Origin of the sequence: Paenibacillus aceris (assembly GCF_017874035.1) — a bacterium.
Lineage (GTDB): Bacteria > Bacillota > Bacilli > Paenibacillales > NBRC-103111 > Paenibacillus_E > Paenibacillus_E aceris.
Window position 1 is genome coordinate 487,612 of the sequence record NZ_JAGGKV010000004.1, and the last position, 20,975, is coordinate 508,586.

General features: G+C 44.1%; 15 protein-coding genes and 1 pseudogene. 4 read left to right on the forward strand and 12 right to left on the reverse strand.

The window, feature by feature from the left end; genetic code table 11:
- Positions 1 to 43: 43 nt before the first annotated feature.
- The 7 genes from J2Z65_RS11000 to J2Z65_RS11030 form a co-directional block, all read right to left on the reverse strand.
- Entirely contained in the window at positions 44 to 2,332 is a 2,289-nt protein-coding gene (locus J2Z65_RS11000) for a family 43 glycosylhydrolase (RefSeq protein WP_167065543.1), read from the reverse strand.
- On the reverse strand, positions 2,329 to 3,600 hold the full coding sequence (locus J2Z65_RS11005) for a Gfo/Idh/MocA family protein (RefSeq protein ID WP_167065547.1): 1,272 nt from the start codon (positions 3,598 to 3,600) through the stop codon (positions 2,329 to 2,331). The genes J2Z65_RS11000 and J2Z65_RS11005 overlap by 4 nt, the downstream gene beginning before the upstream one ends.
- Before the next feature lie 150 nt (positions 3,601 to 3,750).
- Positions 3,751 to 6,150, reverse strand: coding sequence for a glycoside hydrolase family 95 protein (locus J2Z65_RS11010; protein ID WP_167065550.1), 2,400 nt, complete (start codon positions 6,148 to 6,150; stop codon positions 3,751 to 3,753).
- 162 nt (positions 6,151 to 6,312) lie between these two features.
- A complete protein-coding gene (locus tag J2Z65_RS11015) occupies positions 6,313 to 7,923 on the reverse strand; it encodes an extracellular solute-binding protein (protein ID WP_167065553.1) in 1,611 nt (536 codons plus the stop codon).
- A 37-nt stretch (positions 7,924 to 7,960) separates the two neighbouring features.
- Positions 7,961 to 8,854, reverse strand: a complete 894-nt coding sequence (locus J2Z65_RS11020; protein WP_167065556.1) for a carbohydrate ABC transporter permease — start codon at positions 8,852 to 8,854, stop codon at positions 7,961 to 7,963.
- Positions 8,855 to 8,858: 4 nt separating this feature from the next.
- On the reverse strand, positions 8,859 to 9,800 hold the full coding sequence (locus J2Z65_RS11025; RefSeq protein ID WP_167065559.1) for an ABC transporter permease: 942 nt from the start codon (positions 9,798 to 9,800) through the stop codon (positions 8,859 to 8,861).
- A gap of 308 nt (positions 9,801 to 10,108) precedes the next feature.
- Positions 10,109 to 11,875 (reverse strand): glycoside hydrolase family 35 protein, encoded by a 1,767-nt coding sequence (locus J2Z65_RS11030; RefSeq protein ID WP_167065562.1) that lies wholly within the window; start codon positions 11,873 to 11,875, stop codon positions 10,109 to 10,111.
- A 463-nt stretch (positions 11,876 to 12,338) separates the two neighbouring features.
- On the opposite strand from J2Z65_RS11030, the pseudogene J2Z65_RS11035 reads away from it, so the two are divergent.
- The 3 genes and pseudogenes from J2Z65_RS11035 to J2Z65_RS11045 all read left to right on the forward strand — a co-directional run.
- Positions 12,339 to 12,807, forward strand: a pseudogene (locus tag J2Z65_RS11035) (IS6 family transposase); the annotation flags it as partial.
- Positions 12,808 to 12,992: 185 nt separating this feature from the next.
- Positions 12,993 to 14,453 (forward strand): ABC transporter permease subunit, encoded by a 1,461-nt coding sequence (locus J2Z65_RS11040; RefSeq protein ID WP_167065565.1) that lies wholly within the window; start codon positions 12,993 to 12,995, stop codon positions 14,451 to 14,453.
- A complete protein-coding gene (locus tag J2Z65_RS11045; RefSeq protein ID WP_167065568.1) occupies positions 14,440 to 15,162 on the forward strand; it encodes an ATP-binding cassette domain-containing protein in 723 nt (240 codons plus the stop codon). Before J2Z65_RS11040 ends, J2Z65_RS11045 begins: the two co-directional genes overlap by 14 nt.
- A gap of 108 nt (positions 15,163 to 15,270) precedes the next feature.
- Here J2Z65_RS11045 and J2Z65_RS11050 read toward each other — a convergent pair whose 3' ends face one another.
- Positions 15,271 to 15,600 (reverse strand): hypothetical protein, encoded by a 330-nt coding sequence (locus J2Z65_RS11050; protein ID WP_167065571.1) that lies wholly within the window; start codon positions 15,598 to 15,600, stop codon positions 15,271 to 15,273.
- A 162-nt stretch (positions 15,601 to 15,762) separates the two neighbouring features.
- Between J2Z65_RS11050 and J2Z65_RS11055 the strand changes: the two genes are divergently transcribed.
- Positions 15,763 to 17,028 carry an IS110 family RNA-guided transposase gene (locus J2Z65_RS11055; RefSeq protein WP_167065574.1) on the forward strand — a complete coding sequence of 422 codons (1,266 nt, stop codon included), beginning with the start codon at positions 15,763 to 15,765 and terminating at the stop codon, positions 17,026 to 17,028.
- 451 nt (positions 17,029 to 17,479) lie between these two features.
- Here J2Z65_RS11055 and J2Z65_RS11060 read toward each other — a convergent pair whose 3' ends face one another.
- The 4 genes from J2Z65_RS11060 to J2Z65_RS11075 form a co-directional block, all read right to left on the reverse strand.
- On the reverse strand, positions 17,480 to 18,067 hold the full coding sequence (locus J2Z65_RS11060; RefSeq protein ID WP_167065577.1) for a stalk domain-containing protein: 588 nt from the start codon (positions 18,065 to 18,067) through the stop codon (positions 17,480 to 17,482).
- A 250-nt stretch (positions 18,068 to 18,317) separates the two neighbouring features.
- Positions 18,318 to 19,124 carry a MerR family transcriptional regulator gene (locus J2Z65_RS11065; RefSeq protein WP_167065580.1) on the reverse strand — a complete coding sequence of 269 codons (807 nt, stop codon included), beginning with the start codon at positions 19,122 to 19,124 and terminating at the stop codon, positions 18,318 to 18,320.
- A 246-nt stretch (positions 19,125 to 19,370) separates the two neighbouring features.
- Complete coding sequence (locus tag J2Z65_RS11070; RefSeq protein ID WP_167065583.1) at positions 19,371 to 20,057, reverse strand: leucine-rich repeat domain-containing protein; 687 nt, start codon at positions 20,055 to 20,057, stop codon at positions 19,371 to 19,373.
- Positions 20,058 to 20,257: 200 nt separating this feature from the next.
- Positions 20,258 to 20,975, reverse strand: a 718-nt coding sequence (locus J2Z65_RS11075; protein WP_244999146.1) for a reverse transcriptase domain-containing protein, incomplete at its 5' end; no start/stop codon positions are given.

Below are 20,975 nucleotides of genomic sequence, written 5' to 3' on the forward strand. Positions count from 1 at the left end.
GAGCAGCTGCCGCGGCAACTGCTCCCCCTGTGAAAAAGATCATCTATAACAATTTAACTTCATCGCTCCATTCACTATAGCCTGCAAAATTGCCAGCTCTTACTTTTACAGTATGGCTAGAGTGTGGTTCCAGACCTGTTTGCGTGAATTCGCTAGTCACATTGCTTATGACTTTGTCATCAAACATAATGTCGTATTGCAGTGCTCCAGGCGAATCGTCCCAGTTCATATTGACAATGGATTTGTTATTACGCACAACCGTCAATTTTTCCGGAATAGGCGGTATTTGAGGAAATTCTCCAGAACCGAACATGAACCAGTTCAGTTTGCACATATTTTGACTCGCGCCATGAAACACAAGAAATAACTTTTGCTTTCCAGTCACTTTTTTTGCAAGGTCACTCTTCACATTTACATACTGATTTATATCGCCTGTATTTGGAATAGAAAGTGTGCTTATCAAATCGCCGCCCATGTGATCGATTCTTACCTCAATCGTACCCCCGGTGAATGAACTTGCTACTCTTGCATTAAACCAGGCAGCATCGCCGGCGCCAAAATCGACTTGATCATATTGCAGCCAATCTCCATCTTTTAGATTCGATATGGATAGATCGTATTCACGGTTTGGATCAGCATATATCCATTCGGTTTTTGGGTTTATTTGGAGTTCCTTATCTGAAACAAACTTTTGATCATCGTAGCGCGCAGCATCGATTCTCTTATTTATTCCAAACAGATTGCCTTGATTTTCTGTCGTTGTCAGTTCAAAGGAATTTGCATCTACATACCCGCCAAGCTTCATTGATGCATAGTTGAAAATGCCAAATCTCATTCCAACGTAGGTTCCATAACGCATCTCGTATCTTCCGCCAAGACGTGTAAAATGGATACCGTCTACACTATAGGAAAACTCCATTCGATATTCATGTCGTGGAATCTCGGCTCTGAACCATACGTTTTGAATATCTGAAGATACATCAACAGATACATGTTCGGTCCTATTATCATTAATGACAATGGATTTATGACCCGCTTCATTTTTTATCCCGATAAAGGTAAATTCTCTTTGCATGATACATAGACCTGCCGTATCGCCATCGGCCATATGACTCACATCCAACTCCACAATCCCTGCACAATCCGGACCAACAACCCGCTGTGTAAGCGTATTTCTTGCATAGGTCAAGTTGTCTGTTACGCTTGATGTTTTAAGTCTTATAAATCCTGGTCTTTCTTCAAGACTCCATTTGCTGTTATCTGGATTGTGATTCCATTGCCACTGCAGCCCTAACACATTCGCATTAAAATCATCCGAAGTTGGAAGTGCCTTCGGTTCAACATGTCCTAAATTCGGGATGTTAGGCTTTCTATACGTAACGACAGCTTTTTCTCCGTCGACCTCCCCCATGTACGGCCAACCGTTCTTCCATGTTACCGGCTGCAAAGTAGGCACCCTGCCAATCTTCGACCGATCTTGGAAAATGATCGCCCACCATTCTAATGAACCATCCTCTTGAGGAACATCGACAATCCCTCCTTGATGAATGCCATTGCCCCAGAAATTCATAAAGCTTGCCATAATATCCTGGGCTTCATAAGGTCCATGGGCTAAATCCTTGGTTCGAATGGCAACTTCTTTTTTGGAGCCATGCTTCCAAATCGGCGTCGTTAAAATATAGTAAAAGCCATTGATTTTATATACATGAGAACCCTCATTATACCCATGGTAACGATGACCGGGACATGGATAAGAGTAAATCTTCTTGCCGTTTTTTGTGGAGCCAGGTTCTCTCTTGGATCGGATCGATAATCGGCCTGTCTCTTCATCTACGATCTCTAACTCGCTTAAATAGAGTTCTCCTTGCCCATGCACAACATAAACTTTACCATCATCGTCAAAAAATAAACCCGGATCATAAAGCTCGTCCTCAAGTTTATAGAGTGTCCAAGGTCCCTTAGCTTGATCTGCAATACTTACATAGGCAGCATCTTTATTGATATTAAACATAAGATAAAATTTTCCGTTATGATACCTTAAACTCGTTGCCCATGTACCCTCATCATAAACTTCGCCATTGATAAGGTCGTATTGATCACCTTCCATCCGATCTACAGCATAACTTTCATATTCCCAATTCACCAAGTCCTTAGAGCTCATAATAGGAGTACTTGGAAATAAATGCATACTCGTTGAAGACATATAGTACGTATCGCCAACTCTTATCACATCATTATCCGGATAGTCTCCCCACATAATTGGATTTGTATAGGTGCCGTTTCCATTGTCAGCAATCCATCCATTTGCAGTTTCTGTAATATTTCTTCTCATTGTTCATAGACCTCTGTGTTCATGATGCTTTTATAAAATTCGTCCAGCTCTACCGACTTGCCATTATGAAGTCTCGAATGCTCGGCAGCAAAGGCCATCATATGGCTTCTTACGGAAGCGGAGGCCGAGGTAAGGCTTTCTCCGCCTGCAAAGTTTCGGATCTCGCTTAAGAAACTCCGTACAATGCCGCTGTCCCCTCCGCCGTGACCGCTTGCTTGCTCCGGAATTACAATGACGGTTTCCTCATGGGTCAAGAAATCGCGCACCACGATTTTACTGTCCTCAGCTCGGATTTCGCCACCCGTTCCCATGATTTGAATTCTCCGCTCCTGGTGCCTTGTAAAGCCGCACATACTGAACATGGCGGTAGCGCCGTTCGCAAATTCCATATTGACCACTTGATGATCGACCACGTTATTATCGCTTTTATAAACACAGCGCCCGTAGTTTGACTCTTGAAGACCCTTGACGATATTTTCTTTGGTCAGCTCATCGACGAAGTGGCGTGCCCAGCCCTTGCCTTCCCCGAGATAAAACCGGGGAGCGGAATATGTGCATTTAGACTCGACAGCGCATCCGCTGAGACAATAGTCGGCAGCTCCCTCGGGCGCATTCTCCGAACGGAAATGCATCAGTGAACCGTATGAGCTGACGCGGCTGCACGGCTGATCCATCAGCCAGGATAAAACGTCCATATCGTGGCACGATTTGGCCAATATCATCGGACTCGACGTCTCCGAGTTGTTCCAATTGCCTCGAACAAAGCTATGGGCGATATGCCAATACCCTACATTTTCGTTTAATTGGATCGACACAACTTGTCCTATTTTGCCATCGGAAATAACTCGTTTTATTGCAGACCAGAAAGGCGTATAGCGAAGCACATGGCAAATCGTTAATAGACGTTCGTTTTCCTTTGCCACTAGCTCCATTTCGATACACTCCATCGGAGATGGCGACATCGGCTTCTCCAGCAAAACATGATATTTTTTCGCCAATGCCTGTACAGTCGGTTTGTAATGCATTTGGTCCTGTGTGCAAATGACTGCGATATCGGCCATTTGCGGTCGATCCAACAGCTGCTCCCAAGATTCAAAACAACAATCAGACGATATATGATGTTGCTCTGCGAATTTATTTCTTCGGCTTTCACTGGCTTCGGCAACGGCGACAAATTTCAGTTCATGCGGATAATCAAGTGCATAAGGTGCGTAACTTTGAGCGCCTCTGGCGCCTGCGCCGATCAATATAGCGGTTAATTGAGTCATTTTCATCCATCTCCTTTATGTGTCAAAGCGTATCGGAAATCTCCATTTCGAGACTGCTTTTCGGCAAGCAGCCCTCCTACAAATTGTATTAAGGGAGGGGGAGATAGTGCTAGTTATCAAACCAACGAAAAGTGTACAATATCAACGAATTTATAAAGATTTCGAAAAGTTCAACTGAAATAGTAAAGAAACCGAATACTTTTTTCTAACTTCAAAAGTAAGATATCCTTCAACCGGCTCGACCAACAGGTCTTCTTTTCCTGCCTCACGAACAACAACCGCTTTTTCGGACCTCAAAATAAACATGTTGTCGATGATACATGAGACATCCAGTCTACTTGCTTGCTGACGCTCCCAGGAAAGCGATATTTCGAACCCTCCACGAACGCGTATGCCGGATAACGTCCCGCTCTGCCATGCTAAAGGAAGAGCAGGCAATAATTCGACATAGCCTTTGTGGGATTGAACGAGCATCTCCGCTATGCCTGCCGTATAGCCGAAATTGCCGTCGATTTGAAATGGAGGATGGGCTCCCATCAGATTCGGAAAAACGCCTCCGTTGGAACCGAATACTCCCGAACGCTCTCTTACGACGTTAAAAAACCGGCGAAGAAGCTCCTTGCACCGCTCCCCGTCCTTCAATCGCGCCCACAGACAGACCTTCCATCCGACGCTCCACCCCGATCCCGCATCTCCACGCCTGTTCAAGGTTTGCCGGACGGCGTCCAATTGCGGGCCCTCCGTAAGCTGATTTCCCGGATAAACGCCGTATAGATGCGAGACATGTCGATGGTGCGCATCTTCATCCTCATAATCAAGAAGCCATTCCTGCAGCTGGCCGAATTTGCCGGTCTGCATCGGATGCAAACGCTTCTTGGCGGCTCTCACCCGCTGGACCCATTCCTCCTTCACGCCAAGGATCGCGGTCATGCTCAAGCAATTGGCGAACAAATCTCCGATAAGTTGAAGATCCATCGTCGCCCCTTTTGTGATTTCCCCACGCTGGCCATCCTCCGTATAGAAATGATGCTCCGGCGATGTTGACGGTGATGTAATCAAGTATCCTTCTTCATCCTCCACCAGCCAGTCCAGACAAAACAGAGCCGCCCCTTTCATGAGCGGGAATGCCTCTTCGGCAAGAAATTGTTGATCCTGCGTATATTCGTAATGCTCCCATAAGTGTCGGCATAGCCAGGGACCAGCCATCGGCCAAAATGCCCATGCCGGGTCTCCGTGGCGCTCGGCGCCTACAGGATGCGCATGTCTCCATAAATCCGAATTGTGATGCGCCGTCCACCCGTTCAATCCATACCGCTCTTTAACCATTTTCTCGCCGGTTGCAGCAATCTCCTTGGCTGCCTTAAGCAGCGGACGATGGCATTCGGACAGATTCGTCACTTCCGCGGGCCAGTAATTCATTTCCGTATTAATATTAAGCGTATAATTGCTTGTCCAAGGCGCGCGCGTGATTTCGTTCCAAATTCCTGTTAAATTGGCCGGCTGCGTCCCTTCACGGGAGGAAGCTATCAGCAGGTAACGTCCAAAATGGAATAGTAAGGCAACCATGGCCGGATCGTCCGCGCCGCAGGTTTGCAGCCGTTGGTCCGTATCAAGCTCCTCATCTGCCTCTGTGGCTTCGCCAAGCGTAAACTCGACCCGTCCAAACAGCTTGCGATAATCCCGGATATGCTCTTCTTTCAATTGATCATAGGAGATAGCCATGGCCTTCGATAGAGTCGACTCATTACGATGGGCCAGCTCGCCGAAATCCCTGCCGGGCAGTTGGTCATAGCCGTTGAAGGAAGTTGCGGCAGCAAAGTAAAGTACCGCCTCCGTCGCCCCTTGAACCCAAAGCTTGCCATGCCTATACGTGATTTGGCCGTCCTTTGATGAAGCACGCACTCTTCCCTCGAAATGGATCGCTTTCGATTCCCCAAATTCCCCATACACAAACGGCAATTCGTCTTCTGCATAATAGTGCGGCGCGCAATATTCCGGACAAACCCCCCGCATTATCAAAGCCTGACCGTCCTGCAGCGTTTCAGCTTTGAGATGGCTGTCCAGTCCCACCGTGAAGGTTAACCGCTTTGGAACAGAGCTTGTGAGCCGAATGACCAACACCTGATGGGGATACGAAATAAACGCTTCCCGCGTGAATTGGACTTGGCCAATCGTATACGATACCGATGAGATCGCTTCTTCGATGTCTAACATCCGCTCGTAACCTCGGCAGTCATTTCCTTGAAAATGGTGAATCGTCAAATCGCCGAGAGGCATATATCCTTGCGCATAGGGGCCGAACATGTTTTTCGTTTCGTCCGACGCCTCGCCATATTTCTGCTCGTCGATGAGCTGCCTCACCTTACGCAGCGACTCTCTGTCATCATAAGACCGGTCCCGATTCGGGGGACCGGACCATAACGTATCCTCGTTCAGCTGGAACAGATCTCGCTCGACACCGCCATAATGCATGGCTCCTATCCTTCCGTTGCCAAGTGGCAGCGCCTCCGTCCATTGCACCGCAGCCTTTTGATAAGTCAAACGTTTCATTTACAAGCCTCCTAATAAACTCCGGGGATCAAGCTCGGAATCCAATTAATTATTTTTTGGAATATTTCTCGTTGTAAACCGTAGGTGGAACCTACTTTCCTCCAATTAACAATAAGAAGCGTGATAGCATCACGCTCCTACGTTCAACTCAAGTTATAACCATTATTTATTAAAAGTCTCGTCATAAGCTTTATTGAGTAGCTCCAGAGCGCGGTCAGAGCCAAGTTTTTTAACCTGTGGAATAACTTTCGAATCCCAGGTATCAATGCTTTGCTTACCGATAATCACATTTACCGAAGCTTCCTCTACGTAGGTATCAATAGCAGTTTTGAGGTCGTTATATTCTTTTTTCGCTTTAGCATCACTAAATTTTGCATCAAAGGTTGCCTTGCCAAAGGCTTTGTTTTCTTGCAAAAATGATACCGATTTTTTCATGGCAGCTCCATTTAACTCATAAGTATTGATAGCCTCTTGATTTACAACACTGAAAAGGTTTTGTTCGTTTAGCCCCGAACCCTTGATGGTACCGTTTGGAGTAGCAGGAGTTTGAAAATCCTTTAAAAATTTCACAACATCATTGGAAGTCTTATGATAAGATTCGCCTTCGATACCAAATTGCATGGCATTGATGCCTTGTGGGCTGTACATCCAGTTTAGGAAATTAACCAATTCATCTTTGTATTTAGATTGATTTGAGATCACTTTGTAACTTCCGAAATAGCCGCTTATAACACCGGTACCCATTCTATTATTGTTGTAAGCCGGTTGAAGCATCGCCGTAAATTCAAAGCCCTGTGGAATTTTGCTTCCCATTTGTTGAACAATCTCGTCGCCAACTTGCGGGTAGTCAAAGGTCACAAAGCCTTTGTTTGTGGCTAAGAGTTCATTCCATTCATCATCTGTAATCGTAGCAAAGTTTGGATTCAGCAAGCCTTCGGAATACAATTTATTCAAGTAAACCAACGTATCCTTGTAGGCTTGGCTTTCTGGACCGTATTCATATTTGTGCTTAGTATCGTCAAGATAGAAAGTGTTAGACGATCCTCTATAATAAGCTTGGTTACTAAGTAAGTGAGACGCCCCCCATCTTACGAAATATGGGTAAGAATCCGGGTAAAGTTTCTTCAGTTGAACTAAGGTCTTGTATAAATCGTCGAACGATTCGAACTTCGTGGATAGGTTGTTTTTTGCAAAAATATCAGTTCTGCCGAGCATCACTTCGTCGGCACGAGCTGGCACATCATACATTCTTGAGGCGCCATAATATTTACCGTCAGGCGAACGAGTTAGTTTCGTAGCAGGCGGATATTTATCCAACATTGCTTTGTAAGCATCAAGCTTCCCTGCTTTCATATAAGGCGTTAAATCTAAGAATGCTCCTTGTGGACCATAACGGTCCGCATTATCGGATGTAAGCGTAATCAAATCCGGTAATGATCCAGATGCTATCAAAGTATTCAATTTTTGTGTATAGTCTGCACGGGCTACGACAGTGGGTTTGATTTTAATATTTGTATACTTTTGAATGGTCTTAAAAATTTCTTCATCACCCGTGTATGTGTTAGCAGACGAAAGAAACCAGGTAACTTCAATTGGTTTTGCGCTAATTTTTTCCGGCGCGATGGCATTTGGGTCTGCGGATGTCTGTGGTTTAGCAGAAGCCGCAGAGGTTGATGCCGGCTCTGTATTTCTGGGAGATTCGCTTGAGTTGCTACTGCACCCTGCAACAAACAGAACAGAAGTAATTACAGATAAGACCAATAATTTTTTCATGATAATTCTCTCTCTCCTTTTTAATAAATTTTATTGATTATCCTTTTATTGAGCCAACCATAGTACCCTTGACAAAGTACTTTTGTATAAAAGGATAAATACACATAACAGGAAGGGTTGTGATGATAATGGATGCCATTTTTAAAGATTCCGTTGCTGAGTGAGTTAATTCAGCATAAGCGCCTTTTTCACTTGGATCAAAGGCTGCAGCAACCAAAATACCTCTTAAAATCATCTGCAAAGGATACTTCATGGTGTCATTTAAATAAAGCAGCGCATTGAAATATCCATTCCAAATGCCAACAGCTGTAAATAAGCCGATAGTTGCCATGATGGGCTTGGAAAGCGGCAGAATGATTTTTACTAATATTTGAAGATCAGTGGCCCCATCAATGTATGCGGATTCAGTTAGGCTTTCCGGTATATTCCTATAGAAGGTTCTCATGAGGATAATGTTCCATGCGGACAACGCCCCCGGAAGAACCATAACCCAAATGGTGTCTATCATATGCAGGGACTTATAAGCCAAATAGGTTGGAATCATTCCGCCCTCAAAAAACATGGTTATAATGTACACTTTGGAGATAAATGAACGCATTTGAAACTTATCTTTGGAAAGCGGATATGCGGTTAGGGCTGTGAAAAATAAGGTGAAGAACGTTCCCAGGACAGTATACAAAATCGTGTTTTTATATGCCGTGAAAAAAATAGGATGGTTGATCATGATTTTGAATGAACCTAGGTCAAAACCTTTAGGATAAAAAGTAACTTTCCCCGCAATGACTTCTGCTGGATCGCTAATAGACACAGACACAGCGTACGCAAAGGGATAGAGCATAACCAGTACAACAATAGCCAATATGATGTACACAACGGAAAGAAAGACCCGATCTCCTATTGGTGCTTTGATTTTGTAAGAATTCTTTTTCATGACATCACCATAAACTTTCTTTTAGGAGCTTTCTGGAAACATAGTTTGCTCCTAATAAAAAAACAATGGAAACCAAACTGTTAAACAACCCAATAGCACTTGAAAATCCATAATCTTGGTCCAATATACCTTTACGGTAAACATAGGTAGAAATAACATCGGCAACATCATAAGTGGCAGGGCTGTACATTAACAGAATTTTATCGAATCCGACGCTGATAATACCGCCAATGGATAAAATAAACAAAGTAATGATGGTAGGGCGGATGCTGGGCAGGGTGATGTGAATAATCTGTTTAAACTTAGAACAGCCATCGATCTTGGCCGCATCATACATTTCTGTGTCAATCCCTACAATGGCCGCCAAGTAGAGGATGCTGGAATAGCCAACTCCATGCCAAATACCTGAGCCAACATACAAGCTTCTAAAGAAACCGGACTCGTTAAAAAATTGGATCGGGGTAACACCGAAATTTGCTAACAAGTCATTTACAATACCAGTACTACCAAAAATGGATTTCATAATGCCCACAATGACAACAACCGAAATAAAATAAGGTAAATACGTAGCGGTTTGAACAAATTTCTTAATTTTGGGATGTACCACTTCGTTAATCAACAAAGCCAGAATAATCGGTGCGGGAAAAGACCATAACAAGTTAACAAGGCCAAGAAAAAACGTGTTTTTAATAATTCTAAAAAAGTTTGGATCATTAAAAAAACGGATAAAGTTATCAAATCCAATCCATTCAGAGCCACTGATCCCTAAAAACAAACTGTAATTTTGAAAAGCAGTTACGATACCGACCATGGGATAATAAGCAAACAAAGCAATCATGATTAACCCTGGCAACGACATTAGCAAAATAAAGCGGTTACATTTCCAATCATAATTAAACTTAGAAACGATTGAAGTTTTAGATATTTTTTTGATATTCGCCGACAAGAGCTCCCCTCTTTTCCTTATTTTGTTTACGCGCAATTTCGAAACAGCTTTTCGGCAAGCAGCCGATATATAAATTGTAATAAAGGAGTGGGAGATGTTTCTAGTTATCAAACCAACGAAAAGTGTACTATATCAACGAACTTGTACCGCACACGAAAAAAGCAGGAGTGTCACTAAGAACACCCCCTGCTTCTTAAGACCCTCAAAACAAGGCTACTTTATCACTGTAAAGGGTTGTGGTTTGCACCACAACCGAAAAAAGGACAGACGAGTCATGATCGCTCGTACTGTCCTTTCGGTTCGGCCGGTTATCCTAAATCCGGCTTGTCGGTCAACTCGATGACCGCATTTTCCGTATGATGCAATTCCAGAATGACGATTTCGTTCTTTCCTTCGCGAAGCAGAGGCGCCGGCAAGTATAAGGTCTTCTGAGGTCCTTGTTCCCAATAACGCCCCAGGTTGAAACCGTTGATCCAGACTACGCCCTTCGACCAGCCGTCCAATCGAACGAATGTATCGCCTAAAGAATCCGCCGTAAACTCGCCGCGGTAAAATGCCGGACGGTCTTGTCTTGGATTGCTCTCCGGGATGCGCCCGAATGGAACCGAAGCCGTATTGTCAAGCGGAAGCGGGTAGATGGTCCAGTCGAACAAAAACTGGTTACTCATCCGAACCCCTTCAGTGATGCCTTTAAAATCTTTCAATCGAGGCCCGTAGTTGACGCGGCCCATGTTCTCGACAACGATGTCGAGCCTTGCCCCACCGGCCGGAATTTCAAGCGGCAGCGGCTGTTGGTTCCAACGCTCAACAGTGCCTAGATAGACGCCGTCCAGGAATATTTGCGCACGGTCGTGAACATCCTGCAAATGCAGCTGATCGCCGGTTCGCGGTCCGGAAACATGCGTCGAATAGACGATAAAGCCGTAGCTTTGTCCGAACTTTTCCATCGGCTCCGGACAGACGCTTTTCACAGGCTCGGAAAGCTGCTGCAAATGATCGAGCAGGTCCGCTTTTTCGCTCATGGCAACGCGGCCGTAGCTCTTCTTGGCAATCGGCGCAGGCAGTTCCGGGAATTCACTCACATCTGTGCCCAGATAGTTCCCAATGATGTTCCGTACAGCGCGGTATTTCTCCGTTACATCGCCGCATTCGGACAGCGGTGAATCATAGTCGTAGCTGGTGATCGTCGCACCATAATCAACATCATTGCTACAGTTAGCTCCATTGTAGAATCCGAAGTTCGTCCCGCCGTGGAACATGTAAAAGTTAACGGACGCTCCCGCCCGCAGCATGCGGTCGAATACGTCGGCGACATCGCCCGCATCGCGCGTATGATGCGGCTTCAGCCAGTGGTCGAACCAGCCGTTCCAATACTCCATACATACGAGCGGCTCATCGGCACGATACTCGCGGAACTTCTCGAACGCTTCTTCCGGTCTTGAACCGAAATTGACCGTTGCAAGCGTATCCGGTAGCGTTCCTCCTTGCAGCATAAAGTCTCCGGGACCATCGGAAGTAAACAGCAGCACATCCACGCCACGATTTACAAGGCCGTCGCGCAAATGGGCTAAGTAGTTCTTGTCATTGCCATAGCTGCCATACTCGTTCTCGATTTGCATGGCGATGATCGGCCCGCCGTTCGTGCTGAGCAGCGGAGTGAAGCGAGGGATCAAAGCGTCATAATAACGGTCTACTTTTTCCAGATATGTGTTGTCCATGCAGCGAAGCCGGATGTCCGGGTATTGCAGCAGCCACGCCGGAAACCCGCCGAACTCCCACTCTGCACAAATGTAAGGGCTCGGACGCACGATCACATGCAGCCCAATATCCCCGGCCAGCTTGATAAAACGTTCCACGTCCGCAATTCCTTCAAAGTTGAATTCATTCTCCTTAGGCTCATGCAAATTCCAGGCTACGTAGGTTTCTACCGTATTGAACCCGCAAGCCTTCAGTTTAAGCAACCGGTCTTCCCAATACTCGGGCACGACCCGAAAATAATGTATAGCCCCGGATATGATTTGAAATGGTTTTCCGTCTAAATGAAACTGCTTGTTTTCGGCTTGTAAAATGGCCATGCTAATCCCTCCGGCATAAGAATGCTAGTAATTAATCTTGTCTATTCCTATCATCGCTGAAAATAGACCGGAACTTCAATCTCCAAAATGAGTATTTTCTATACCAAATGTGCCAAATTGTCGCTGGGCACCAGTGATGTCCTCGCGAATAAATATCCAGTTTTTATTGAAGTTCAAAATTTTTTCTGGATTGATTCCTTAACGTCATGTATTACATCCTCCCTTACCTTAATGTTACTTTCTAAAGGGTTGGAAAAATACTGCTTGAATCAACGAAATGTATACTCCAGCAACGATCATGATTGTATGCCTGGCAAAAGATCAAGTAATATGGGCGGTTAGCTAGCATGCGGTTCGCCAACCTTGACGAATATCGAAATATCTTTGGGCTATGGTAGCCCATGCTGTGCGCACAAAAATAAGCAGTTGCAACGACAACTGCTCCCATGTGAAAAAAGCTCATATGATCCTATTAACCGTTAGATGGTATTTAAAATATTGTTTGAGTTATAGAGATGTCGCAGAAATGATGAAAGAGCGAGGATTGAATATTTCTCATACTACGATCACCGACTAACGAATCATATAAGGTCGATGAAACTTACATCAAAGTTAAAGGGAAGTGGAAGTATCTATATCGGGCAGTCGATTCTGAGGGAAGCTCGATAGATTTCATGTTGTCTGAAAATCGTGATATTCATGCGGCGAAACGCTTTTTCAAGAAGGCATTGACATCGCCACACAATCAATCCCCACGTGTGATTACGGTAGATAAGAACCCTTCATACCCAGCTGCAATAGATCAGTTAAAAGATGAGAAAGATCTGTCGAAAGAAACCATAATCAGACAAACAAAGTACCTCAACAACATTATCGAACAAGACCATCGGTTCATAAAGAAAATAACAGCGATGAAAGCCGGAGTTCAATCTCCTTGGTACAATTAGTAAAATAAGTTGTTCCTTTTACAGCGTTTTTTAGGTTACCCTAAGCACGGTATGGAAATCTCTGTGTGTGATCGTCCGCATCGAGTCGAGCAGGCAGTTGCATAATCATTCATACTTCTTTATAATTACACGTTGTTCATGTTCATACTACAAGTTAGGAGAGAAGTAGAGTGAAAAAGCATTACCGTTATACGGCGCTTTTATTGTTGATGCTGGTGCTGCTGACTGGCTTTCCCGTTCAGGCCGCTTATGGGGCAGGCAGCCAGTCGGAGAACACCCTTGTGCTGGGTACCAGCGCCGACTTTGCGCCCTATGAATTTCATAAAACGATAAATGGAAAAGATCAGATAGTGGGCTTTGATATTGATATTGCTGATGAAATCGCCAAGGACATGGGAGCAAAGCTTATTATTGAGGATATGAGCTTTGACGCCTTGCTGCCCGCTTTGCAAAGCGGCCGGGTTGATCTGGTAATATCAGGCATGACACCAACTGATGAACGCAGGAAAAGTATCGACTTCTCCGACAACTATTACCAATCCAAGCAGGTATTAATGGTTCGTACAGAAGACAAAGAACGCTATAAGAGTATGGACAGCATGAAGGGGGAAAAGATCGGCGCACAAAAAGGCTCCGTTCAAGAGGAGATTGCGCGGTCCATTCCGGAGGCTGTTATTACATCTCTGGACCGCATACCGGACCTTGTTCTGCAGCTGCAGACAAAACGAATAAATGCCGTCATTCTGGAAGACACCGTTGCCGTCGGTTACCTGCAGAACAGTGCGGTTACACTTGCGGAAGCCGTTCCGGACGATGCACCTGTTCAAGCGGCTATCGGCATCCGCAAAGGCAACACAGAGCTGCTGACAAAAGTCAATTCGACGATCGCCCATCTGAAGAGCGAGAACCGTATTACAGAGATTGTTAAACAAGCGAGTATGCTGTCTGTAGATAAGCCGCAATCACCTGGAAATATATTTACAATATTTTGGGAATACCGCAGCTATTATGCGCTTGGCCTCGGTTATACACTGCTGTTGTCTGCGCTTGGCGTCTTGTTTGGCTTCATTATTGGCTTGACCATCAGTCTGCTGCGAATGTCAGGTATCCGGGCGATAACCTTGCTGAGTACAACGTATGTTGAGATTTTGCGCGGTACACCTATGTTGGCGCAGCTTTTGATTATCCACTATGGGCTGGCGCTCACTCTGGGGATCAACTTTACCCCGTTGCAGTCAGGTATTATCACGCTGTCCCTGAACAGTTCGGCTTATTTGGCGGAAATTTTCCGTGCGGGTATTCAAGGCGTGGATCGCGGGCAGATGGAAGCAGCCCGTTCGCTTGGAATGAGCAGGTGGCTGGCGATGCGTCATGTTATTTTGCCGCAGGCGTTTAAGTCAGTCCTTCCCGCGATCGGAAATGAGTTTATTACGATTATCAAAGAATCGTCCATTATATCCGTGATCGGAATGGCAGATATTATGTACCAGGCTGGAGTCGTGAAGAATATCACGTACAAGGGACTTAGCCCGCTCATTATTTCAGCCGCGATTTATTTTGTATTGACTTTCACGCTGTCCAAGCTGCTTGGCGCATGGGAACGGAGGATGGGAGCTAGTGATCACCGTTAAAGATTTACGCAAATCATATGGAGAAGCAGAAGTTCTCAAAGGAATAGATATCAGCATCGAAGGCGGTGAGGTCGTCGTTGTCATCGGGCCGAGTGGCTCGGGGAAAAGCACCTTTCTGCGCTGCATCAACCTTCTGGAGCAGCCCAGCGGCGGGGAAATCCTGTTTGAAAACGAGTCCATTACCGCCCGTGGGCACAACATTAACGCCACCCGGGAGAAAATGGGCATGGTGTTCCAGCATTTCAACTTGTTTCCGCATAAGACCATTATGCAAAATCTGACCCTTGCACCTACCAAGGTGAAAGGCCTGTCAACCGTTGAAGCGGAGAAAACTGCGTTGAAGCTGCTGCACACTGTTGGACTGGCAGATAAGAAGGATTGCTACCCTTCCCAACTCTCCGGCGGACAAAAGCAGCGGATTGCCATTGCACGCGCCTTGGCGATGGAGCCGCATGTGATGCTATTTGACGAGCCGACCTCGGCACTTGATCCAGAAATGGTAGGAGAGGTGCTGGATGTTATGAAGAAGTTGGCTAAAGGTGGCATGACGATGATTATCGTGACCCATGAGATGGGATTTGCCCGTGAAGTAGGCGACAGAATTGTGTTCATGGATAAAGGTGTGATCGTGGAGGAAGGGACTCCTGATCAAGTGTTTGGAAACCCGTCTAACACCCGCACGAAAGATTTTTTGGCGAAAGTTCTATAGGATAGGTATTTCTTTAGATACTAAATATTATGTAGAGTAAAAAGATTTGCCTCAGAGACACTGTTCTCTGAGGCTCTTTTGTTTGAGTACCTGCATAAACCTATCCATTTAGTTTAACGATTCGAGCTTTCTTCCAGACAGTTTGAAGCTTAATAAGGCACCTTTTTCCCTAGGTTTCCATCCCTGATTAATTGCTTCAGGAATTATTATGGCCACTTCAGCAGGCATTACAACTTTGTTATTGAGTGTCTCAGCATACGGAAACTCCACCCAGAACTCATTAATGTCTGATTCTATATTAACCCTGAGTAATTGGCCGTTAACTTCATTATGCTGAACGGTTAAGGTGAGAATGCCCTTTGCTGAAGGAGTGATTACCCATCTGTACGATTCTTGCCCGACAGTAATCTTTCTTGTCCCCTTTTTACTGATAGTCATAAATTCAACTCCAGTGTCTTTTTTATTGAAGCTATCGTATCCCGTTAGAATTCCTGTGGAACGAATAATTTGGAATTTGAATAAAAAAGAGCGCCTCTGTACGATGGGAGTACGAAACGGGTCTACAGCCCTTAAAATCCCACATCAGGAGGTCGCTCTACTATGAAGTTTAAAGCACAAGATAAACAAAATCAACTCATTGAAAACATTACCGCTAATCACCTTGTTGTCGGTGTAGATATCGCTCAGGAGTTCCACGTTGCTAGAGCTGTTAATTTCCGTGGAATTGCTTTGGGTCATCTACTGGAATTTAGTAATGATGAAGTCGGCTTCCGCACTCTTCATCGCTGGATCCAAGACTTGCTAGCTTCGTACAAGCTAAACCAAATTATCGTCGGCATGGAGCCAACAGGACATTACTGGCTTAGCCTTGCACATTGGCTTAAAGATACCGAAATTGAAGCTGTACTCGTAAATCCTCACCTCGTCAAAAAGAACAAAGAAAACCGCGACAATACTCGATCTAAAAGTGACAAAAAGGATGCGCTTGTCATCGCAGACATGGTGAAAGACGGCTACTATTCACCTGTCCGTTTTCATACCGTAGAATACGAAGAGCTGCGAGTCCTTATGGCAAATCGAGAGACCGTTGTTAAACGCCTTGTAAGCGCAGTGAATCAAATCCACCGCTGGGTCGACATTGTGTTTCCTGAACTAAGACAAGTCTTTAAAATCTTAACTTGCAAAGGTGCATTGGTGACTCTTCGGTTGTTCCCTCTCCCCGCCGATCTATGTAAATTAGAATCTACCGATGTGATCGCGGGATGGAAAACGTTCATGAAACGACACTCAGGTGCCCGTAGAGCTAAGTTGCTCATCGATCTTGCCAAAAGATCCGTTGGTTCAACCCAAGCAACACACGCTTACAAACTCCATCTTGAGCATCTTCTTGAGGAATATGACTTAGCTAGCACACAGCTGCGGAGAATCGAAGATGAAGCCAAAAGTGTACTTAAACGAATTCCCTATACAAGCAAAATCCTTGCCATTACTGGCATAAGTGCAATTGCTTTAGCTGGCGTTTTAGGGGAGTCGGGTGATCTCAGCGGTTTTATCCACGGAAACACACTACTCCGCCACGCAGGCCTTAATCTGACCGAAGCAAGCTCTGGGAAATGGAAGGGCCAGATGACGCTCAGTAAACGAGGACGACCACGCCTGCGACACTTTCTCTACCTAATCACGATGTGCATGGTTATGACGAACAAAGAATTTAAGGCTTTGCATCAACATAATGTTCAGGTCAAGAAGCTGAAAAGAATGAAATCAATTATGAAGTTATGTGGAAAATTAGCTCGGATACTAGTAGGTCTGGCACGTAACAATCAAGCCTACAAGCCAGATAAAGTCTTTGTTCTAGCAGCTTAAAAACAACACACTACTCACGCAAGTTGGTATATTCGCAGGATGAGAAAGAAAGTACGGAGTATCGGGATACGTTACGCAAAAGGGCTCAGACCCATTCCGTTAGAAAAACCGACCTCCACCCCTTAGATAGGTGTAACGAAGGAATGATAGGGCTTATGACCCGTTGAGACGTGGGAGCGAAAATCCCTAAGGGCTATGTGGAGTATACGTACAGTATATGGAATTAATTGGGCGGGGCTTCCCCCACCTCTATTCCCGCACGCCTTCTAACGGCTCAATATTGCCAACACCGACTCTCTTCATATTTCTACCGAATCTAAAGGGATGAAATCCTGCGAATACACGAGCTTGCGTGAGGAAATTAAATCATTTCGAGGGAGCGTAACGCGGTACCGGAGGTTTCAATTGTTTGCCTCTGACTAAATAAACATAAATTATTTTCTTTCGGAACTCAATTATTAATAGGTCCCCCGGTTATACGTCCATTCACCGTACCAATATGCAGTTTTAAAGCGGAATATGCTCTAAAATCACCTACACCAATAGCTTCGAAAGTTTTGGCTACATTGCCGAAATCATGTCTTGTTATTGCGATTTCTCCAATTTTCTCATCTCTTTCATTGTAAAAAGATAAATTCGCTCCTACCATATTTTTTTCATTTGCCATATTTTCCATCTTCAATTGCCCAGTTACTTTTGTATTCTCTCCAACTCTCGTTAATATGAGATTCCCTACTGAGATCCCCTTGTAATTTGGATCCATTACATCTAATGGACCATTTTTTATAACAATTGTTTCATTGTCAGTATCATAATCAATCGCAGCGCCAATATTTTCAGCTACAAATCGAATCGGAACATACGCATGTCCGTCGTAATTCAGCACCTTATATTCCTCTCCTATTTCAACACCTTGCACATTAAACTGAAATTTAACAGCGAATAACAAAGCTTGAATCGATTCAGAAGCGAAAGCAATGCTTGAAGCAGAAATGGAGATTCCCAATACAGCACCTATGATATTTTTTTCATTTAACAAATTCTCCCATTCAAATATTTTGCTTTATTAGACGTTTTAATTTCCGTTTTGTTGCTGCCATAGAATAAAAAAGTGCCTCACTAAAAAAGGCATAAGCCTGGTAAATTACCAAGATCATGCCTTAGAGGGCTGCATAAAGTTGTTTTACATTATGGGTCACTTCACTGCCAGATGCCATCATGTAGTGATTACGCTAACGTATCCGTTAGTTTAGTCGGCTAAAGATTCTGTCCTTAGGTTGCAGTTGCTATCAATATTCGGCGGATGGCTTGTACATTATGATACACGCTTGTTTGATGAATTCCCGCTCTTTCATGGACAGTGTGTATATCTGCGGCTTCATATTGCCGGGCATCGCGTTGAAGCTAAGCCAAGCCTTTTCCATTCCTTTAATGATTTCTGGGTCTCCCTGCGATCGGCGCGCGTTTAGTTCTGTCAGGGACCGTGCTAGGTTCTGAGCTTCCGGGCTACCCGGATCGGCATTAGCTGCTACAAGCCGTTTGAGCTCATCTCGAAACTGGGTATATTGGAAATGCGATTCTTCGACGAACTCCTGTCCCGCTAGCTTCTTCAGCGCTTCCTGCGAATATGAATTTACAGCCAGATTGCGCATCATCTTTCGTTCGTCGGGGCTCAAATATTTATTGACCCATTCCGGTTTTAATTCCATCTGCATAACCTCCATTATTTTCACGATTGAGTTATAGTCGACCACGCCGCCCTTCTCCATCTTCTCCGTTTCCTCGATTGTGAGTAGGATGGAATCGAGCTGCGCGCGTTTTTCCAGCAGCATGTCTTTTTGTGTTTGCAAAGCGGCAGAAAATTCCTTCGGTCCCGTTTGAATCAGGATCTTAATTTGGCTGAGTGAGAAACCGAGATACTTCAGAGCCAGAATGTGTTGCATCTTGACCAGATCCTCGTTCGAGTACAATCGATATCCAGCTTGCGTATGCTCCGAAGGGGAAATAACACCTTTCTTATCATAATATTGAAGCGTACGTACAGTTACGGATGTTTTTTTGGCAAATTCGTTCGTATGGTAATATCGTTGCTTCAAGCGACATCCTCCTTTCTCCATCAATTTAAAGTATGACGTTGCGTCGTACTCAAGCTTTTTTAATATTTTTTCCGCATCGCGTTTATTCCCATCCCTTACATTTTACTTTCTGCTTACAAGTATGTATCTTATTTTGTCCTTACTTTAGACAAGTACATATATCATTAAAGCAAAAAGAACCGCGAATACCGCGGCTCAGTTATTAGTTATATGTTCTCCCGTTAACTTAATGGGTCGCTTCTCGAACTATCCTTCATTCTTTAGTTTCTCAAATTCAATTTCATATTTTTTTAACTTATCTATATTACAAATCGGGCACAGCATTTTATTATTCTCTATTCCTGTTAATTTCACTTTAAATGAATCACACTTCTTACACTTTGAATAATTTACTGAATGATATGCCTTAAAATATGCACATTTTACTTTCGGTAATTTCAGTGACAATTTTGCAAAGTCCCTAACTGAAAATGTATTGTCAGTCTCAAAGACTTCTAATTTATTTAGTTTTTCAAGTGGAGATAATCCGTGATTAAGCACTTTAGCTTTCATTAATACAAGTTTCTTTAGATTTGTCAGTGAACTTAAAGAATTCAAGTTATCAAAAATTAAAGTCTTTCCTGATGAATCCCAACTAGGTAAAGATTCGAGTGATAATTCGGTTAAACTCTCCAAGTTAGTCAGTTCTTCAAGTGAATGAATTTGAGGCAGATGGATTATTCTAAGCTTCTCTAAGTTTTTCAATTCCTTGAGATTATTTAATGTTCCAGTTTCAAATGAAAAAATCGCTAATTCCCGTAGGTTGGTCAGAGTGTTTAGTTTTGAAAAGTCCTTAATTTTACAATTCCATATCTTCAGAGTTTCGATGGATTTGTCTAATAACATTGCATCAAATTCACTCTGTGTTTGTTTAATCAACTCAGCTTTTTTCATTTTATGCACCTCGCACTTGGGCTAGTTCATCTTCGTAAAATCCATTATTCGCCATACCTTAAGGTATTCGCAAAATGACCACGCTATCCTGCCCGTTACTAGAGTAAAGGGCTGAAATCATCAGCCCCTCCTCATCAAACCGTACGTGAGGTTTTCCCTCATACGGCTTTCCGATGTTCGTCAGTCATGAGCATGCGGAATTACAGTAACGTTTTAAGTCCAATTTGTTTGGCAATATACTTAACTTCCTGAGATGACCCCATCCATTTTCTGCGTTGTCTTTTCTTAGCGTACCATCGAGTCAATCTCTGCATAATATACCAGTCCAGCTTCGCTAATCTCCGCTGGCTGTAGTTCGTGTAGTAGTAATTTTTCCATCCTTGAATTTTTGGATTGAGCCATTCTACCTGTTCCTCTAACGATCGTGAGCGCGAACTTGGTGGTGCAAGTCTTTCTTTTACCACTTCTCGTATGCGTTCTTCTGCCTTTTTCGTTAGCCACTGTTGTGTGGTGAAATATACTCTGCTTTGGGATGTTTCTGCTTTTGTTTTCCGATGGTGCATGCCTAGAAATTCGAATCCTTCGTCTCCTGTCCACATGCCCACTATGCGTGTTTTGGTTGGGTGTAAGGTGAGTTCTAAACGCTCCATAATCGTGAGGATGAGTTTGTAGGCGTGGTCTGCTTCTTTCTTCGTTTTGCAAACGACAACCATGTCGTCCGCATACCTTGTTAGTTCGCCTACTCCTTTTCCATGTTTCTCCCACATTTGGTCGAAGTAGTTTAGATAAATGTTCGCAAGTAACGGTGAAATAACACCGCCTTGGAGACCTCCGAAAAAGTCAGTTATCAATGCTAATTTAACCCCAAATATATCTATTAATAGAATATAATAGAAATATAGATTCGTTATTTGGAGG